This window comes from Pseudomonas oryzihabitans (genome assembly GCF_032027545.1).
Lineage (GTDB): Bacteria > Pseudomonadota > Gammaproteobacteria > Pseudomonadales > Pseudomonadaceae > Chryseomonas > Chryseomonas oryzihabitans_F.
Window position 1 is genome coordinate 111,450 of record NZ_JAVSJB010000014.1, and the last position, 15,907, is coordinate 127,356.

Sequence of the window (15,907 nt, forward strand, 5' to 3'; positions counted from 1 at the left end):
GCCCTGACCTCCAGGCCGCGCCGTCCATGACCGACTTCCAGCACGCCCAGCTCGACTGGGACGCCTCCGGGCAACCCCTCTCCCGCACCTATGGCGATGTCTACTTTTCCCGCGCCAGCGGTCTGGAAGAGACGCGCTATGTCTTCCTGCAGCAGAATCGGTTGCCTGAACGCTTCGCCGCCCTGGCGGGAGAGGTCTTCACGGTCGGCGAAACGGGCTTCGGTACCGGCCTCAACTTTCTCTGCGCCTGGCAGTTGTTCGAGGCCAAGGCGCCCCAGGATGCCCGCCTGCACTTCGTCAGCGTCGAGCGCTTTCCGCTCACCGCCGCTGATCTCGCCCAGGCGCTGGCGCTGTGGCCGGAGCTGGCGCCCTATAGCGCAGCGCTACAGCGGCAGTACCAGGCCATCCACCCAGGCTTCCAACGCCTGATCCTGGGCGGGGGACGCATCACCCTCACCCTGCTGGTCGGCGATGTGCTGGAGCGCCTGCCGGAGCTGGATGCCCAGGTCGATGCCTGGTTCCTCGACGGCTTCGCCCCGGCCAAGAATCCCGAGATGTGGACGCCGGCGCTGTTCGCCGAGCTCGCCCGGCTGTCCCGCCCCGGGGCCACCCTGGCCACCTTCACCTGCGCGGGTTTCGTCCGTCGCGGCCTGAACGAGGCCGGCTTCGCCATGCGCAAGGTGCCCGGCTTCGGCCACAAGCGGGAAATGCTGGCTGGCGGCCTGGAGCGCCCCGTCATCGCCCGTGCAGCGCCTTGGTACGCCCGCCCGCCCCGCCCGGAAGGTCCACGCAAGGCGCTGGTGATAGGCGCCGGCCTCGCCGGTTGCGCCACCGCCGCCAGCCTTGCCCGGCGTGGCTGGCAGGTAAAGGTCATAGAACGGCATGCCGCCCCTGCCCAGGAGGCATCCGGCAATCCCCAGGGGGTGCTCTACCTCAAGCTGTCGGCCCACGAGACGCCGCTGAGTCGACTGATCCTCGACGGCTTCGGCCTCACCTTGCGTGAACTGCAAGCGCTACCCACGGGTGCGGTCTGGTCGCCCTGCGGCGTGCTGCAACTGGCCCTGAGCGACAAGGACGCCGCCCGCCAGGCACAACTGGCGGCGCACTTTCCAGCCGACCTGCTGCACCCCCTGGATCGCGACGCCGCCAGCAACCACGCCGGCATCGGCCTGACGGCAGGTGGGCTGCTCTTCCCCGAAGGCGGCTGGGTCCATCCGCCGGCGCTGTGCGCGCACTGGTTGGCCCAGCCGAACATCGAGCTGATCACCGACACCGCCGTCGTCGGCTTGCAGGAGACGGCAGCGGGCTGGCGGGTCATGACGACCGACGCCACCTTCACGGCCACCGTAGTGGTAGTGGCCAGCGCTGCCCAGGCGCGGTCGTTGCTGCCGGAACTTCCGCTCAAGGCGATCCGTGGGCAGTTGTCGACGCTGCCCGCCACACCCCTGAGCCAAGAACTCGCTACCGTGGTCTGCGGCGAGGGCTACCTCGCACCGGCTCGCCACGGCGACCATTGCCTGGGCGCCAGCTTCGTTTTCGATCGAGACGACACCGAGCCCAGTCAGGCCGAACATGCCAGCAATCTGCAGTTGCTCGCCGAGCTATCGCCGGAACTGGCGGCCGAACGACGGGCCGAGACCCTGGAGGGTCGGGTGGCGTTTCGCTGTACGTCCCCGGACTATCTGCCCCTGGTCGGCCCGGTGGTGGACGAGGCCCTCTTCGCCGACCGCTATCAGGTGCTGGAACGGGATGCCCGCCAGGTGCCCGATCAACCGGCGCCCTGGCGGCCAGGCCTCTACGTGAACCTGGCCCATGGCTCGCGCGGCCTGGTCACCACGCCACTGGCCGCCGAACTGCTGGCAGCCTGGCTCGAGGACGAGCCCCTACCGGTTCCGCGACGAGTGGCGCAAGCCTGCCACCCCAATCGCTTTCCCCTGCGCCGGCTGATTCGCGGCGGCTAGATGATCGCCAGCGGGATCTTGGACTGCGGCGGCGGGAAGGCCCCATCGAGCAGGGCGAAGTCGTCCTCGCCCAGGCGCAGATCCAGGGCCCGGGCATTTTCCTCCAGATGACCGGCGTCACCCGCCTTGGGAATGGCGATCACCCCAGGCTGCCGCAGCACCCAGGCCAGGGCGATCTGCGCCGGCGTGGCCTGATGCCGTTCGGCCAGGGTCGCCAAGGTCGGATGCCGCAAGAGGTCACCGCCCTGCCCCAGCGGACAATAGGCCATCACCGGCAGTTGCTGACGCTGGCACCAGGGCAGCAGGTCGTGCTCGATGCCGCGCTGTTCCAGGTTGTAGAGCACCTGGTTGGCGCTGCAGCGATCGTCCGCCAGTTCGAGCATGTCGGCGGTGTCCAGATTGGAGACGCCCCAGTGGCGGATCTTGCCTTCGTCGCGCAGTTTCTCCAGTGCCATGACCGTCTCGATCAGCGGCACCTGACCGCGCCAGTGCAGCAGATAGAGGTCGATGACGTCGGTGCCCAGGCGCTTGAGACTGCGTTCGCAGGCCAAGGGCACCCCGGCTTCGGTAGCGTTCTTGGGATAGAACTTGCTCACCAGGAAGACCTCGTCCCGCCGTCCGGCGATGGCCTCGCCAACCAGTTCCTCGGCGCGCCCTTCGCCGTACATCTCGGCGGTGTCGATCAGCGTGAGCCCCAGGTCCAGCCCCTGCCGCAGGGCGCTGACCTCCTGGCGATGCAGGTCGGCGTTCTCGCCCATGCGCCAGGTACCCTGACCCAGCGCCGGAACGGTTGTGCCATCGGGCAGGCGAACGGTTTGAGCGGTATTCATGGACGCATCCTTCTGGTGGGTGTACCGGTTTAGAAACGCCCAAGTACTCGCGGTTCTCCCGGTCGTCCGCCAAACGGCAGCAAAGGCCCTACGGCAGGGACTGCGACCAAGCGTCGCACTGGTAAAGTAAGGCTTATAAGGAACCAACAATAAGATCCTGGAGCCCCCATGAAGTCACCGATCCCGGCCCTCTGCGCCTTACTGCTCGCCAGCCTGCCGCTGACGACCGTCCGGGCTGATGTCATAACCCTGAGATTTTCCCATGTGGTGTCCCCCGATACGCCCAAGGGCCGGGGCGCCTTGCTGCTGCAACAACTGGTGGAGCAGCGCCTCGCCGGCCAAGTACGAGTAGAGGTGCTGCCCAACGGCACGGCCTTCGACGACGCCAGCGAGCTGCAGGCCCTGCAGGACGGCAAGGTGGACATCCTCGCCCCGGCGATCAGCAAGCTCACCCCCCTGAGCCCCAAGCTGAAGCTGTTCGATCTGCCGTTTCTCTTCGAGAGTCGTGCTGCCCTCGATCACTTCCAGGCACGTTCCAGCGGCAAGCAGTTGCTGCAGAGCCTGGAACCGAACGGCCTCATCGGTTTGGCCTACTGGCCCAATGGCCTCAAGCAACTCTCGGCCCGCAAGCCGCTCCGCGAGCCCGGCGATGCCAAGGGTCTGATCTTCCGCATCCAGAACTCGGACGTGTTGCAGACCCAGTTCGAAACCCTGGGCGCGACAGCGGTCAAGCTGCCGTTCAACCAGACGCTACAGGCACTCACCAGCGGTACGGTCAATGCTACCGAGAACACCTGGTCCAACTACTGGAGCCAGCGCCTCGATCAGCAGCAACGCTATTTCACCGAGAGCAATCACGGGGCACTGGACTATATGCTGATCGCCAAGGCCGAACGCTGGCGGGCCCTGCCCTTCTCGGTGCGCAGCACCCTGGAGGAGATCATCGACCAGGTCACCTTCGAGGTGAAGAAGCAGTCCGAAGCCGAAAACCAGCGGGACCGCGGCCGGATCGCCGCCACCGGCGGCAGCGAGATCCTGACCCTCACGCCCGAGCAGCGGAACCACTGGCGCGATGCCATGCGGCCGCTGTGGAAGCAGTACGAAGCCGAGATCGGCGGCGCCCTGCTCAAGGCCGCCGAGAACTCCAACTAGTGTGGTGTTTCAGCAGTTGACTGCACAACTCTGGCGGCGATCTTTCGCCGCGCAAGCGGACCTTTCTGGCGGCGTTGCCAATCCTCGCCATTGCCCTGCCATGGCTCGTCGCGGCGCCTGGCCAAATCGGGGCGCCGAACCGCCAAAAAATTCGCCAATTCTTGTGCGAACGTCTGAAACGCCACCCTAGGGCGTACGCTGCGGCGGCGCCGCCCAGCGCCGCAGGGGCACGTTGCCCGGCTCCCGGCACTGAAGATCGCGAAAGGGCCCGGCGACCTGGGTCCAGCCCGGCCCTGGCGAGGTCTGGCTGCAGAACTCGTGGCCGGCCGCGGCGCTGCGCCAGCGCCAGTAGGCCGCCGGCTCGGCGAAGACGTCGGTCGCCAGCAGCCCCAACAGCAGAGCGATGACAGGGGTCCGCCCAGCAGCCCACCGGAACCTCTCGCGCGATAACCATGTCGGTTTGAGAGTAAGAGCAGCTGACAAAACGTAGCGAGCGGTTGTCAGGCGGGTGCGCGCGGCGCGCAGGAACCGGAGTGTACGAGTGATACATGAGGATTCCGAGCACTGCACGCGCCCGTCTGGCGGACGCGCAATAGTTTTGTTAGCCACTCCAAGCCTCTCGAATTCGCACAGGATCTCTACCATGCCGCTGTCCGTCTTGCGTAGCAAACCCACACTCCTCGCCCTGGCCCTGGTTGGTGCCGGCATAGCCCTGACCGGCTGTGCCCGCGATCCGGAAAAACGCTCGTTGGGTGCCGAGGCGGTCAGCAATGCCAAGAGCATGGCGCGTACCGATGCCGATATGCAGAAGGTGCTGAACAAGTACGCCAGCTTCGATCCCAAGGCCGTGGAAAAACTCACCGCTCAGCAGGCCCGCCAGCAGCCTACCATCGCCGACGCGGTCAAGGGTGTCCTGCAGGACGAAGGCCGGTCCACCCAGCCGGAAGCCCTGGTGCCCGGTGTGACCAGTGTCGATCGTGCCGTGGATGGTGCCGCCGGCGTGCTGCCCGCACGTATCTATACCCCTGCGGGCCAGGGTCCCTTCCCGGTCATCCTCTACTTCCATGGCGGAGGCTGGGTATTCGCCGATCGCGACGTCTACGACGCTGGCGCCCGTGGTCTGGCCAAGCAGGCTAATGCCATCGTGGTGTCGGTGGACTATCGCCAGGCACCCGAATACAAGTTCCCCGCCGCCCATGATGATGCCCTGGCCGCCTACCGCTGGGTGACCACCCACGCGGGCTCGCTGAACGGCGACCCCCAGCGTCTCGCCCTGGCCGGCGAAAGCGCCGGCGGCAACCTGGCCGTCGCGACCGCCGTCGCCGCGCGCAAGGCCGGTCTCACCGCACCCAAGCACGTGCTGTCGGTCTATCCGGTGGCCCAGACCAATACCCATACCCAGTCCTATGAGCTGTACGACGACGCCAAACCGCTCAATCGCCCCATGATGCTGTGGTTCGTCGAACAGGTGACGCGTTCGCCCGCCGATCTCAAGGATCCGCGCCTGGACCTGACCAAAGCCGATCTCAGCGGCCTACCGCCGGTGACCATCGTCAACGCCGAGATCGATCCCTTGCGCGATGACGGCGGCTTCCTGGAAACCGCCCTGCGCCAAGCCGGCGTCCAAGTGGAGCGCAAGGTCTATCCAGGCGTCACCCACGAGTTCTTCGGTACCGCTGCCGTGGTGCAGAAGGCCAAGGATGCCCAGGCCTACGCCGGCAGCCGTCTCAAGGCGGATCTGGGTAAGTAACGACTCCTCGCGCATCCTGCCCACCGCCGGCCCTGTGCCGGCGGTAGGCATTCAGCCAGGAAAGAGCAAGGGTCCCGCCTCGCGCATGAAGATCTCGCAGGTCTTGGGCCCTACGCCCTTCAGGGTCTGCAAGCGCCGTTCGAAGTCCGCACGATCCATGCTGGCGTCACGCAATCTGACGAAGCTGCCCCCATATTCCTCCTGCAGGTGGCGGCAAACCTCCAGCAAGCGCGTGGCCGTGCTCTCGTCATAACGCCGGTAGTGCCCCTCGCCCAGGTAATCGACCAGTTGCTGCCAAGTCAGGTTGAGCACCTTACGGGGCGTATCGCGGCCATGGGTGCGATAGAGCACCGTCCAGGCCTGGGCGGCGATGGTCTGGGAGATGCGCTTGCCGAACAGGTAGCTTGCCAGGAACCAGCCGAACAGTGCCGATTCGTCGTCCACCGCGAGCGTCAGGCCGAGATCGGCCGCCGAAGTCGTCTTGCCCAAGGGTTGTCCCTCCTGATGGCCTCTTGCCTAGGAAGGCTTTCAGGCAACACGGGTTCGTCTTCGGCGACGACCGGCAGGCTACTGGCGGATCACCTCGCCGCGCTGCGGTGCGAGTCGTGCCAGCAGCGCATTCTGGGTTCGTTGAGGCACGCCGTCCTGCTGCATCGCCAGCTGCAGGTCCTCCACCAGCGCATTGAAATCGGCCGGCTGCAGATTCAGCCCACGGTGACTTTCCGCCATGCTCGCCCCCTCGTAGTGACAGGGTCCTCCGGCGTCGGTGCAGAATTTCTGGATCAGCAGCCCGCGCAGGCGACCGATGTCGACATTGGCGAAGTAATGTCGGATACGCGAATCGCGGGCCACGTTGAGCAGCATACCCTCGACGATCCGGGTGATGCCCGGCTGTCCACCCAGCTCCTGGTAGAGCCGGTCGCCCGCCGGCGGCTGCGCCGTACAGCCGAACAAGCCCAGCAACACGGCAACCAGCACCAGCCGGCCAAGCTTCATCAGAAACTTCCCTGCAGGGACAGGTAGAGTCCTTCCTGATCGTCCAGGGTGGCGACCTCGCCCAGCCAGGCATAGGCCAATACCAGCGAGAGATGCTTGTTGGGGAAGTAGCCGACGAAGGCATCCACCCAGTCACTCTCGTGGGTGAAGCTCAGGTTCTGCGGCTTCTGCCGATACTCCGTCCCCACGGCCCAGCGTGGATTGAAGAACACCGCCGCCGAGCCTTCCTTGAGCCATTGACGACTATCGTTGCGATCCCCTCCGAAACCCAGCAACCCCATCTCGTTGGCCCGGCTGTACCTGACGCCGGCGTTGAGCAGCAGGTTGTAGCCGAAGGCCCCGCCAAGGATGAGGCGACTGGCGCCGAGGTAGCCCTCGACATCACTGTCACGCCGGGCCCCTACCGCCTCCGGGATGGCGAAATCGCGCTGGTGCTTGTACTGCACGCCCAGCACCACCTGCGGCAGGCGGTCGTAGATCAGGTCGCCCGCCAGGCGTACCTTGGCACCGACGATGTCCTGGCTGAGGCTTTCTTCCGTCAGGTTCATCAGCCGCCGCAGGGTGGGCATGTCCAGGCGCTGCCGCGCGTAGGACACCTCCACCCGATTGTCATAGGCCACCGCGGCGCCGGCAGCATCGAGTCGATAATCGCCGGTCCAGACCCGGGTGGCGAAGGCCGTGGCCCCGGGCTGCCCACTCTCGCCATAGCCACCGATCACCGCCCAGGGAGTGATGCCGCCGCCGGCCGCACCTTCCAGGCTGCTCGCCCCGCCGGTGGCGAGCAACTTGCCGCCATCGGCCTGCACGCCGGCTGCCAGCAGCCCCAGCGCGAGCGCCCACCTCCTGTTCATGCCAGCGCCTCCGTCACGGGCAGATCCTGCCGCTCCATCCAGGCCTCGAACTCGGCGGCCGGCACCGGGCGACTGATGTAGTAACCCTGGATCACATCGCAGCCCCAGCCCCTCAGCAGGGCCAGCGCCCGGGCCTCCTCGACCCCCTCGGCAACCACTTCCAGCCCCAGGTTGTGCCCCATCTCGATGGTCGAACGCACGATGACGGCATCATCGTTGCCGGCCTCCAGCTCCCTGATGAAGGACTGGTCGATCTTCAACTCGTCCACCGGCAGGCGCTTGAGATGCGCCAGCGATGCATGGCCAGTGCCGTAGTCATCCACCGACAGGCGAATGCCGAGGGTCGACAACTGCTTGAGCAAGGCGATGGCCGCTTCAGGATCGGCCATGATGGCGCTCTCGGTGATCTCGAAAGTCAGCTGGCGAGCCGACACCCCGGCCTCGTCGAGCCAGCCGATCACCCGCTCCGGCAGTTGCCGATCCGAGAGATCCACCGCGGAGACGTTCAGCGACACCTTCACCTCGCGGCCCTGGGTCTGCCACAGAGCCAGCTGGCGGATCGCCGCCCGGATCACCCAGCGGGTCAGGCCGGCCATGCTGCCACTGCACTCGGCCAGGGGAATGAACTCAGCGGGCGAGACCATGCCCAGCGCGGCGTGTCGCCAACGCAGCAGCACCTCCGCCTGGTGGCCACCCTGATGGTGCAGCGCCACCTTGGGCTGGAACACCAGCAGCAACTCGCCACGCTCGGCCGCCAGGGGCAGATCCTGGACCAGCTGCAGGCGTCGCTGCTGGGCCGCATCCCGCTCCTGGTCGTAGACCCGCAACCGATCCGGCATGCGTCCGGCATCGAGCATCGCCCCCCGGGCGCGTTCGATCAGCAAGTGCGGATCATCCCCGTGCTGCGGATAGCCCGCTACGCCCACTCGGCAATTCAGGCGAAACAGCTGGCCCTCGTGCTCGATGGGCTCGGCCAGCAGCGCTCGCCACTGGGCGATGAGGCCGACCGCACCCGCCACGTCTAGGCGGCAGAGCTGCACCAGGAATTCGTCGCCCACCGGGCGAGAGACGCAGCCACGTCCGGCCAAGAGTGCCTGGGCGCGCTCGGCCACCACCTTGAGGATGCGGTCGCCACCCGCTACCCCGGCGGTCTCGTTGATCGCCTGAAAGCCGTCCAGGCCCACATAGAGCAGCGACACCTGGGGCTGAGTCGCCATGAACACCCGCAGGCGCTCCTCGGCCAGCACCCGATTGGGCAGGCCGGTGAGGGCATCGTGCAGGGCATTGTGACTCAATTGCTGCTCGCGCTCGGCGATGCCCTGGCGCATGCCCTCGAGCACCTGCGCCAGGCGCCCGAACTCATCACGCCGTGGCACCTCGATCTTCACCGAATAATCGCCCTGTCCGATCCGCCAGGACGCCTCGGACAGTTGGCGCAGCGGTTGACCCAGGTTGCGCGCCAGCGCCAGGGCCCCCAGCAGCGCCGTCAGCAACGCTCCGCAGGCGATCAGCCCGAGCTGCCTGAGCAGAGGCTCGAACTCGGCGAGAGCGACATCCAGCGAACGCAGCAGATAGATATAGACCGGCGCATCACCCATTCCCAAGTCCAGGCGCTTGACCTGATAGAGACGCCCATCGAGGGTCACCTGCCACACGGCATCCGTCGCCGGTGCCCTGGTCAACGCCTCCGCCAACAACTCGCGGCGCGCCTCCGGCAGTGTGCTGGCCATGGTCAGCCCATTGCCGAGAAAGACCACGTCCAGATTGATCAGCGAGCGGAATTCCTCGGCCATGGCCTGATCCATGGCGAAGGTCATCACCACCTGGGCGATGGGCAGCGGCGCCCGCACCGGCACCGTCACGCGCAACAACGGCAGTCCCGCACTCGCTACCACGCAGTGATCGCCACTGGCGGCCGCGACCGAGTTCGGCGTGGGCTCCTCCTGGCTGTGGCCGGCGACGGTGCTGGCGATCAGGCGCCCGTCCAAGTCCAGCAGATAGGTATCACCCGCCCCCACCCGGGCGCCGTGATTGGCCAGCACCGATCTCAGGGTCGGCACGTCGCCACTGGCCACGGCATCGCGGAAGCCGAAATCGGCAGCGAGCACACGAACGGCATCGTTCAGGCGGCGGCAACGGCTGTCCAGCTCCTGGCGGAACACCCGGGCACCGGTGTCGAGTTGATCGTAGGACTGGCGCACCGCACTGGCCTCGGTGGCGGCCTTGACCGGCAGATAGACCAGGACGATGACCACCAGCATCAGCAGGAAGAGACTGCCAGCGATCCGGGTCTGGAAACTATGGATGAGCTTCATCGTGCGCCGCCTTGTGGAAGGCCTCCTCGAAGCCCGTGGTCGCCGGCTCCGCAGGCTGCGGCTTGGGCTGGACCGCCAGTTGCAGCCGCAGCGCCACTGGCTTGCCCGCCACCTCCAGGTCGGGCTGAGCGACCTCGCGTTGATCGCTCAGGTCGGGATGCCAAAGGGCCAGCCGATAATGACCGTCCGGCACCTCGAGCCGGGCATGGCCCTGACCGTCGGTCACCGCGGCGCGCCCGGCGGCGGTCACATAGACATAGCCCACCATCCAGTCATGGATGTTGCAGCCCACCACCACCACCCCGGGCTGGTCGAACACCACCGGCGTGCTGGGGATGCCGTGGTAGAGCGGCAACTCGAAGTGCTTGGCCGAAGAAAAGGAATAGACCTGGTGGCGAATGTCATCGGAATTGGGAAAGCTCACCGCCGTCCCGGTGGACACCGCCAGGACATGGGGCACGAAACGCCGATTCTGCTGGTCGATGGACGCCGGTCGCGGGTCCGGCACCAGGCCCTGGCCGGACAGCAACACCACGGCGTCGGTCAGGGGCACACCCTGCTTGTCGAGCACCTGGACCGCGATCTCCGCGGCCTGCGCGGTTCCCAGCCCCAGCGCCAGAACCCCCGCCATCACCCACTGCTTGTTCACCACCCACGCTCCAGTGCCTGTCCGTCGAAGCCATCACCGGCTTTCCGGCATGACTCCAGCATTAGCGGCCGTGCCCGGAGAATCTTTATCGCACTCCCGACCACTCATCGCCCCTGCGGTCGCACTTAGGGTCCGCCTCGGCGGTCAAGAAGACAGGTGTTGGCCTGCGTTGAAAAAGCCGCGAGCTCGCCCCATGTTGGCCTCACATCCAAGCCCAAGGTACGCCAATGAGCGATCAGGATAATCAAGCGGACATTCTCAGCGAGGAAGCGGGCCAGACCGGCCTTGTCCTGCCCGGCCAGAATCTCCCCGACAAGCTCTACATCATCCCCATCCACAACCGCCCCTTCTTCCCGGCCCAGGTGCTGCCCGTCATCGTCAATGAAGAGCCCTGGGCGGAAACTCTGGAGCTGGTGGCCAAGACCGACCACCACAGCCTCGCCCTGTTCTACATGGAGCAGCAACCCGAGGGCAGCGAAGGCTTCGATCCCGACCAGTTGCCGCAGCACGGCACCCTGGTGCGCATCCACCACGCCAGTCGCCAGGACGGCAAGCTGCAGTTCGTCGCCCAGGGCCTGTCGCGGGTGCGCATCCGCGGCTGGCTCCGGCGCCAGCGCCCTCCCTACCTGGTGGAAGTCGAACACCTGCGCCCCAGCCCCGATCCCAGCGACGAGGTGAAGGCCTACGGCATGGCCCTGATCAACGCCATCAAGGAGCTGCTGCCGCTCAACCCCCTCTACAGCGAAGAACTGAAGAACTATCTCAACCGCTTCAGCCCCAACGATCCTTCGCCGCTGACCGACTTCGCCGCCGCCCTCACGACGGCCCCGGGTGCCGAATTGCAGCAGGTGCTCGATACCGTGCCCATGCTGCAGCGCATGGAAAAGGTGCTGCCGCTGCTGCGCAAGGAAGTGGAAGTCGCACGCCTGCAGAAAGAGCTCTCCGCCGAGGTCAATCGCAAGATCAACGAACGCCAGCGCGAATTCTTCCTCAAGGAACAGCTCAAGCTGATCCAGCAGGAACTCGGCATCACCAAGGACGACCGTAGCAGCGACCTCGAAAGCTTCCGCCAGCGCCTGGAGGGCAAGACGCTGCCCGAGGCTGCGCAGAAGCGCATCGACGACGAGCTGAACAAGCTGTCCGTTCTCGAAACCGGCTCGCCGGAATACGCCGTCACTCGCAACTACCTCGACTGGGCCACCGACCTGCCCTGGGGCGTCCACGGCCAGGACAAGCTCGATCTCAAGCATGCGCGCAAGGTGCTCGACCGCCACCACGCCGGCCTCGACGACATCAAGAATCGCATCCTCGAATTCCTCGCCGTGGGCGCCTTCAAGGGCGAGGTGGCCGGCTCCATCGTGCTGCTGGTGGGCCCGCCCGGCGTCGGCAAGACCAGCATCGGCAAATCCATCGCCGAATCCCTCGGCCGCCCCTTCTATCGCTTCAGCGTCGGCGGCATGAGAGACGAAGCCGAGATCAAGGGCCACAGGCGCACCTACATCGGCGCCATGCCCGGCAAGCTCGTCCAGGCCCTGCGCGACGTCAAGGTGATGAACCCGGTCATCATGCTCGACGAGATCGACAAGATGGGCCAGAGCTACCAGGGCGACCCGGCCTCGGCGCTGCTGGAAACCCTGGACCCGGAACAGAACGTCGACTTCCTCGACCACTACCTCGACCTGCGCCTGGACCTGTCCAAGGTGCTCTTCGTCTGCACCGCCAACACCCTGGACTCCATCCCCGGTCCGCTGCTCGACCGCATGGAGATCATTCGCCTCTCCGGCTATATCGCTGAAGAGAAACAGGCCATCGCCAAGCGTCACCTCTGGCCCAAGCAACTGGACAAGGCCGGCGTGCCCAAGGACCGCCTGACGCTGACCGACAGCGCCCTCAAGGCCCTGGTGGAAGGCTATGCCCGTGAGGCTGGCGTGCGGCAACTGGAGAAGCAGCTGGGCAAGCTGGTGCGCAAGGCGGTGGTCAAGCTCATCGAAAAGCCCGAACTCAAGATCAAGATCGGCGCCTCGGATCTGGAGGACTACCTGGGCAAGCCCACCTTCCGCAAGGAACAGATACTCGCTGGCGTCGGCATCATCACCGGCCTGGCCTGGACCAGCATGGGCGGCGCCACCCTGCCGGTGGAGGCGACCCGCATCCATACCTTGAATCGCGGCTTCAAGCTCACTGGGCAGCTGGGCGACGTCATGAAGGAGTCGGCCGAGATCGCCTACAGCTACGTCACCGCCCACCTCAAGGATTTCAAGGGCGACCCGAACTTCTTCGACCAGGCCTTCGTGCACCTCCATGTTCCGGAGGGCGCCACGCCCAAGGACGGACCCAGCGCCGGCATCACCATGGCCTCCGCGCTGCTATCGCTGGCGCGCAACCAGGCGCCGAAGAAGAATGTCGCCATGACCGGCGAACTGACCCTGACCGGTCAGGTGCTGCCCATCGGCGGGGTACGGGAAAAGGTCATCGCGGCGCGGCGCCAGAAGATCAACGAACTGATCCTGCCGGAGCCGAACCGGGGTGACTTCGAAGAACTGCCCGCCTATCTGAAGGAAGGGCTGACGGTACACTTCGCCCGCCGCTTCACCGACGTGGCCAAGGTGCTCTTCTGATCCGACCGCCTGTCCTCTTGGGGTATGCTCTGCGTTTTGCCGTCATACCCCGGAGGTTTCCATGTCCCCGCGCCTTCTGTTCTGGAGCAGCCTGCTACTGGCCGGCTGCAGCAGTACCCCGCCGAGCGGCAACCTCATACTCGGCGATGACAGCGAGTGCACACCCCTCGCGATGCACAGCGGCCAGGAGCTGACCTTGACCCTGCCGAGCGATCCCAGCAGCGGCTATCGCTGGACCATCCTCCAGCGCAGCGACAACCTCAGGCAACTCGGCCCGGAAGTCTTCCGCGAACAGCGCCAGGATCAGGGCGGCATCGGCAGCGCCGGTCAGTCCCTCTGGCGCTTCCGCGCCCAGGGCGCCGGCACTGCCCATCTCGAACTCGAGGCCCGCCAACCCTGGGACGCCCAGGCTGCGCCCCAAGCCCGTTTCGACTGCCGCATCGAAATCCGCTGAAGCAAAGCCAAGTCCCGCAGCACCTGCCGGGGGTACAATGCCCCCTTTCGATTTTCCGGGTACCGCCCATGAGCGAAGCCGACCGTCTGTTCGCGTCGCCGCAGCCTCCTGCCGACTTCACCTTCAACGAAGACGTAGTGCGCGTCTTTCCCGACATGATCAAGAGATCCGTGCCGGGCTATCCCACCATCGTCGAGAACCTCGGCGTCATCGCCGCGCGCTTCGCCCAGCCCAACAGCCGCCTCTACGATCTCGGCTGCTCGCTGGGGGCGGTCACCCAGGCCCTACGCCGCCATGTCCGCGCCGAAGGCGCCCGGGTGGTCGCCATCGACAACTCTTCGGCCATGGTCACCCGCTGCCGAGAATACCTCAGCGCCCAGGATTCCATGCACGAGGAATTGCTCCCGGTAGAGGTGGTGGAAGCCGACATCCTCGAGGCGCCCCTCGCACCGGCCTCGGTGATCGCCCTCAACTTCACGCTGCAATTCATCGCTCCGGAACGGCGCCTGGATCTGCTCAGCCGCCTGCGGGCCAACCTGCTACCGGGTGGAGCCCTGCTGCTGTCGGAAAAGATCCGCTTCCCGGATGACCAGACCCAGCAGTTGCTCAACGGCCTGCACCTGGATTTCAAGCGTGCCAATGGCTACAGCGAACTGGAAATCGCCCAGAAGCGCACCGCCCTGGAAAACGTCATGCTGACCGATACCCTGGACGAACACCGCGCACGCCTGCAGGCCGCCGGTTTCTCTACCGTCGTGCCCTGGTTCCAGTGCCTCAACTTCACCTCCCTGATCGCCCTGCCATGAACCCACCGGCCTACCTCGCTGAACTGCAACAAGCCCTCACGGATACGCCGCTGGCCGTCTGGTCCAAGGCGCTCGACAGCGTTCTCGCCGACAAGTACGCACGCGGCCATGGCGATCTGCAACGCTGGGAAGCCGGCGTCGATGCCCTGCCCGAGATCAAGGTGGAAGATATCGACCTGCGTGCGGCCGTGCGTCTCGCCGGCTCTCCTTCAGCGGAGCAGCACCAGGCACTGCGCGAGGCGCTGCTGCAACTGCGGCCGTGGCGCAAGGGTCCCTTCCAATTGTTCGATCTCCATCTGGACACCGAATGGCGTTCCGACTGGAAATGGGATCGCGTCGCTCCCCATCTGGATCTACAGGGCAAGCGCGTCCTGGATGTCGGCAGCGGCAATGGCTACTACCAGTGGCGCATGCTCGGCGCTGGGGCAGGCCTGGTCATCGGCATCGACCCCAACTGGCTGTTCCACTGTCAATTCCAGGCCCTGCAGCGCTACCTGCCCGACCTCCCCACCTGGCACCTGCCACTGACGCTGGAAGAACTCCCGCCCTTGGAGGGTGGTTTCGATACCGTCTTTTCCATGGGCGTCCTCTACCATCGTCGCTCGCCCATCGACCACCTGCTGGATCTGAAGAACTGCCTCGACAGCGGCGGCGAGCTGGTCCTGGAAACCCTGGTCGTCGAAGGTGACGCCACCACCGTCCTCGTTCCCGAGGATCGCTACGCCCAGATGCGCAACGTCTGGTTCCTGCCCTCCACCGCCGCCCTCGAACTCTGGCTCCGCCGCGCCGGCTACCAGGACATCCGCCTGGTCGACCTCACCCCTACCACGGTGGACGAACAACGCTCCACCGAATGGATGGGCTTCCAGTCGCTGCCAGATTTCCTCCATCCAGAGAATCCCAGTCGTACCATCGAAGGCCTCCCCGCCCCCTTGCGCGCCACCCTCATCGCCCGCAAACCCTGAACGCAAAAGGCCCGGCACCTGCCGCAATGCGAGTCAATTAAGAAAAAACGTCGCGCTTCCTTCACAGGAACGCGGCGTTTTTTGTAGTCACCAGAATGGCCGGAAGTGCCGTGCAGGATAGGCTGCAATCAATGCTTAAGTAGCAGATTGGGCATCTGCCGGCTTTTGCCTGGACTCCTACGTTATCGCGGCCATGGGCCCGCTCCTACAGTCAGGGCATCACTGTAGGAGCGGCCCATGGCCGCGATAACGATCTATAGCCCAGCATTAAACCGCCAGCTTACTGTCCCATCTGATCTGTGACGCAGCACGTTCCTATCGCCGAAACGCAACAGCCCAGCATAGCCAGGCTGTTGTCGCCCTTGCTCTGCTTTCAAACTATCCGCAAGCACCTTGCTGGCAGGAACTCCACTAGCCTATTCCTTCGTACCGCTCTTAGTCCCCTCTCCCTCAGGGAGAGGGCTAGGGAGAGGGCAACCCCAGGCACGGGCTTAACTTCGTCCACTGACCTGGCTATCCGCCTCAAGCGCTTTTGCGTCCGACTAAACTTTTTCCCGCCT

Annotated in this window: 14 protein-coding genes and 1 other RNA gene; 7 read left to right on the forward strand and 8 right to left on the reverse strand. The window is 65.7% G+C overall.

Features of this window, described 5'->3' with window-relative positions; all coding sequences use genetic code 11:
• Positions 1 to 26: 26 nt before the first annotated feature.
• Positions 27 to 1,961, forward strand: coding sequence for a bifunctional tRNA (5-methylaminomethyl-2-thiouridine)(34)-methyltransferase MnmD/FAD-dependent 5-carboxymethylaminomethyl-2-thiouridine(34) oxidoreductase MnmC (gene mnmC, locus RND78_RS20365; RefSeq protein WP_312731713.1), 1,935 nt, complete (start codon positions 27 to 29; stop codon positions 1,959 to 1,961).
• Here mnmC and RND78_RS20370 read toward each other — a convergent pair.
• On the reverse strand, positions 1,958 to 2,791 hold the full coding sequence (locus tag RND78_RS20370; protein ID WP_312731714.1) for an aldo/keto reductase: 834 nt from the start codon (positions 2,789 to 2,791) through the stop codon (positions 1,958 to 1,960). The two genes, mnmC and RND78_RS20370, sit on opposite strands and share 4 nt — an antisense overlap.
• Positions 2,792 to 2,959: 168 nt before the next feature.
• Here RND78_RS20370 and RND78_RS20375 point away from each other — a divergent pair, with 168 nt between their 5' ends.
• The gene (locus RND78_RS20375; protein WP_312731715.1) at positions 2,960 to 3,943 is read left to right on the forward strand and encodes a DctP family TRAP transporter solute-binding subunit; all 984 of its coding nucleotides are present in this window, start codon (positions 2,960 to 2,962) and stop codon (positions 3,941 to 3,943) included.
• A gap of 186 nt (positions 3,944 to 4,129) precedes the next feature.
• Here RND78_RS20375 and RND78_RS20380 read toward each other — a convergent pair whose 3' ends face one another.
• Together RND78_RS20380 and RND78_RS20385 are read right to left on the reverse strand one after the other, a co-directional pair.
• A complete protein-coding gene (locus tag RND78_RS20380) occupies positions 4,130 to 4,336 on the reverse strand; it encodes a hypothetical protein (RefSeq protein ID WP_312731717.1) in 207 nt (68 codons plus the stop codon).
• An 81-nt stretch (positions 4,337 to 4,417) separates the two neighbouring features.
• Positions 4,418 to 4,493, reverse strand: a non-coding RNA gene (locus tag RND78_RS20385) — sX9 sRNA.
• A 93-nt stretch (positions 4,494 to 4,586) separates the two neighbouring features.
• On the opposite strand from RND78_RS20385, the gene RND78_RS20390 reads away from it, so the two are divergent.
• Positions 4,587 to 5,693, forward strand: a complete 1,107-nt coding sequence (locus tag RND78_RS20390) for an alpha/beta hydrolase (RefSeq protein ID WP_312731718.1) — start codon at positions 4,587 to 4,589, stop codon at positions 5,691 to 5,693.
• A gap of 51 nt (positions 5,694 to 5,744) precedes the next feature.
• Here the strand turns inward: RND78_RS20390 and RND78_RS20395 are convergent, their stop codons facing one another.
• The 5 genes from RND78_RS20395 to RND78_RS20415 all read right to left on the reverse strand — a co-directional run bounded on the left by RND78_RS20395 (position 5,745) and on the right by RND78_RS20415 (position 10,486).
• Positions 5,745 to 6,182 carry a DNA methylase gene (locus RND78_RS20395; protein WP_312731719.1) on the reverse strand — a complete coding sequence of 146 codons (438 nt, stop codon included), beginning with the start codon at positions 6,180 to 6,182 and terminating at the stop codon, positions 5,745 to 5,747.
• Positions 6,183 to 6,260: 78 nt separating this feature from the next.
• Positions 6,261 to 6,689, reverse strand: a complete 429-nt coding sequence (locus tag RND78_RS20400) for a group 1 truncated hemoglobin (RefSeq protein WP_312731720.1) — start codon at positions 6,687 to 6,689, stop codon at positions 6,261 to 6,263.
• Complete coding sequence (locus tag RND78_RS20405; protein WP_312731721.1) at positions 6,689 to 7,540, reverse strand: DUF3034 family protein; 852 nt, start codon at positions 7,538 to 7,540, stop codon at positions 6,689 to 6,691. Before RND78_RS20405 ends, RND78_RS20400 begins: the two co-directional genes overlap by 1 nt.
• Positions 7,537 to 9,855 (reverse strand): EAL domain-containing protein, encoded by a 2,319-nt coding sequence (locus tag RND78_RS20410; protein WP_312731722.1) that lies wholly within the window; start codon positions 9,853 to 9,855, stop codon positions 7,537 to 7,539. The genes RND78_RS20405 and RND78_RS20410 overlap by 4 nt, the downstream gene beginning before the upstream one ends.
• A complete protein-coding gene (locus tag RND78_RS20415; protein ID WP_409457088.1) occupies positions 9,839 to 10,486 on the reverse strand; it encodes a methylamine utilization protein in 648 nt (215 codons plus the stop codon). Before RND78_RS20415 ends, RND78_RS20410 begins: the two co-directional genes overlap by 17 nt.
• Positions 10,487 to 10,731: 245 nt before the next feature.
• On the opposite strand from RND78_RS20415, the gene lon reads away from it, so the two are divergent.
• From lon to cmoB, 4 genes are all read left to right on the forward strand, one after another.
• Positions 10,732 to 13,122: an endopeptidase La gene (gene lon / locus RND78_RS20420; RefSeq protein ID WP_312731725.1), complete on the forward strand. Its 2,391-nt coding sequence runs from the start codon at positions 10,732 to 10,734 to the stop codon at positions 13,120 to 13,122.
• Positions 13,123 to 13,183: 61 nt separating this feature from the next.
• Complete coding sequence (locus RND78_RS20425) at positions 13,184 to 13,576, forward strand: protease inhibitor I42 family protein (RefSeq protein WP_312731726.1); 393 nt, start codon at positions 13,184 to 13,186, stop codon at positions 13,574 to 13,576.
• A gap of 68 nt (positions 13,577 to 13,644) precedes the next feature.
• Positions 13,645 to 14,382, forward strand: a complete 738-nt coding sequence (gene cmoA / locus RND78_RS20430; protein ID WP_312731728.1) for a carboxy-S-adenosyl-L-methionine synthase CmoA — start codon at positions 13,645 to 13,647, stop codon at positions 14,380 to 14,382.
• Positions 14,379 to 15,347, forward strand: a complete 969-nt coding sequence (cmoB, locus tag RND78_RS20435; RefSeq protein ID WP_312731729.1) for a tRNA 5-methoxyuridine(34)/uridine 5-oxyacetic acid(34) synthase CmoB — start codon at positions 14,379 to 14,381, stop codon at positions 15,345 to 15,347. The genes cmoA and cmoB overlap by 4 nt, the downstream gene beginning before the upstream one ends.
• Positions 15,348 to 15,907: the final 560 nt, after the last annotated feature.

What these genes read in the sequence shown, in the direction of transcription:
- mnmC (WP_312731713.1), top strand. Translation starts at nt 27, where the DNA reads ATGACCGACTTCCAGCACGCCCAGCTCGACTGGGACGCCTCCGGGCAA.
- RND78_RS20370 (WP_312731714.1), bottom strand. Translation starts at nt 2,791, where the DNA reads ATGAATACCGCTCAAACCGTTCGCCTGCCCGATGGCACAACCGTTCCG.
- RND78_RS20375 (WP_312731715.1), top strand. Translation starts at nt 2,960, where the DNA reads ATGAAGTCACCGATCCCGGCCCTCTGCGCCTTACTGCTCGCCAGCCTG.
- RND78_RS20390 (WP_312731718.1), top strand. Translation starts at nt 4,587, where the DNA reads ATGCCGCTGTCCGTCTTGCGTAGCAAACCCACACTCCTCGCCCTGGCC.
- RND78_RS20400 (WP_312731720.1), bottom strand. Translation starts at nt 6,689, where the DNA reads ATGAAGCTTGGCCGGCTGGTGCTGGTTGCCGTGTTGCTGGGCTTGTTC.
- RND78_RS20405 (WP_312731721.1), bottom strand. Translation starts at nt 7,540, where the DNA reads ATGAACAGGAGGTGGGCGCTCGCGCTGGGGCTGCTGGCAGCCGGCGTG.
- RND78_RS20410 (WP_312731722.1), bottom strand. Translation starts at nt 9,855, where the DNA reads ATGAAGCTCATCCATAGTTTCCAGACCCGGATCGCTGGCAGTCTCTTC.
- RND78_RS20415 (WP_409457088.1), bottom strand. Translation starts at nt 10,486, where the DNA reads ATGGCGGGGGTTCTGGCGCTGGGGCTGGGAACCGCGCAGGCCGCGGAG.
- lon (WP_312731725.1), top strand. Translation starts at nt 10,732, where the DNA reads ATGAGCGATCAGGATAATCAAGCGGACATTCTCAGCGAGGAAGCGGGC.
- RND78_RS20425 (WP_312731726.1), top strand. Translation starts at nt 13,184, where the DNA reads ATGTCCCCGCGCCTTCTGTTCTGGAGCAGCCTGCTACTGGCCGGCTGC.
- cmoA (WP_312731728.1), top strand. Translation starts at nt 13,645, where the DNA reads ATGAGCGAAGCCGACCGTCTGTTCGCGTCGCCGCAGCCTCCTGCCGAC.
- cmoB (WP_312731729.1), top strand. Translation starts at nt 14,379, where the DNA reads ATGAACCCACCGGCCTACCTCGCTGAACTGCAACAAGCCCTCACGGAT.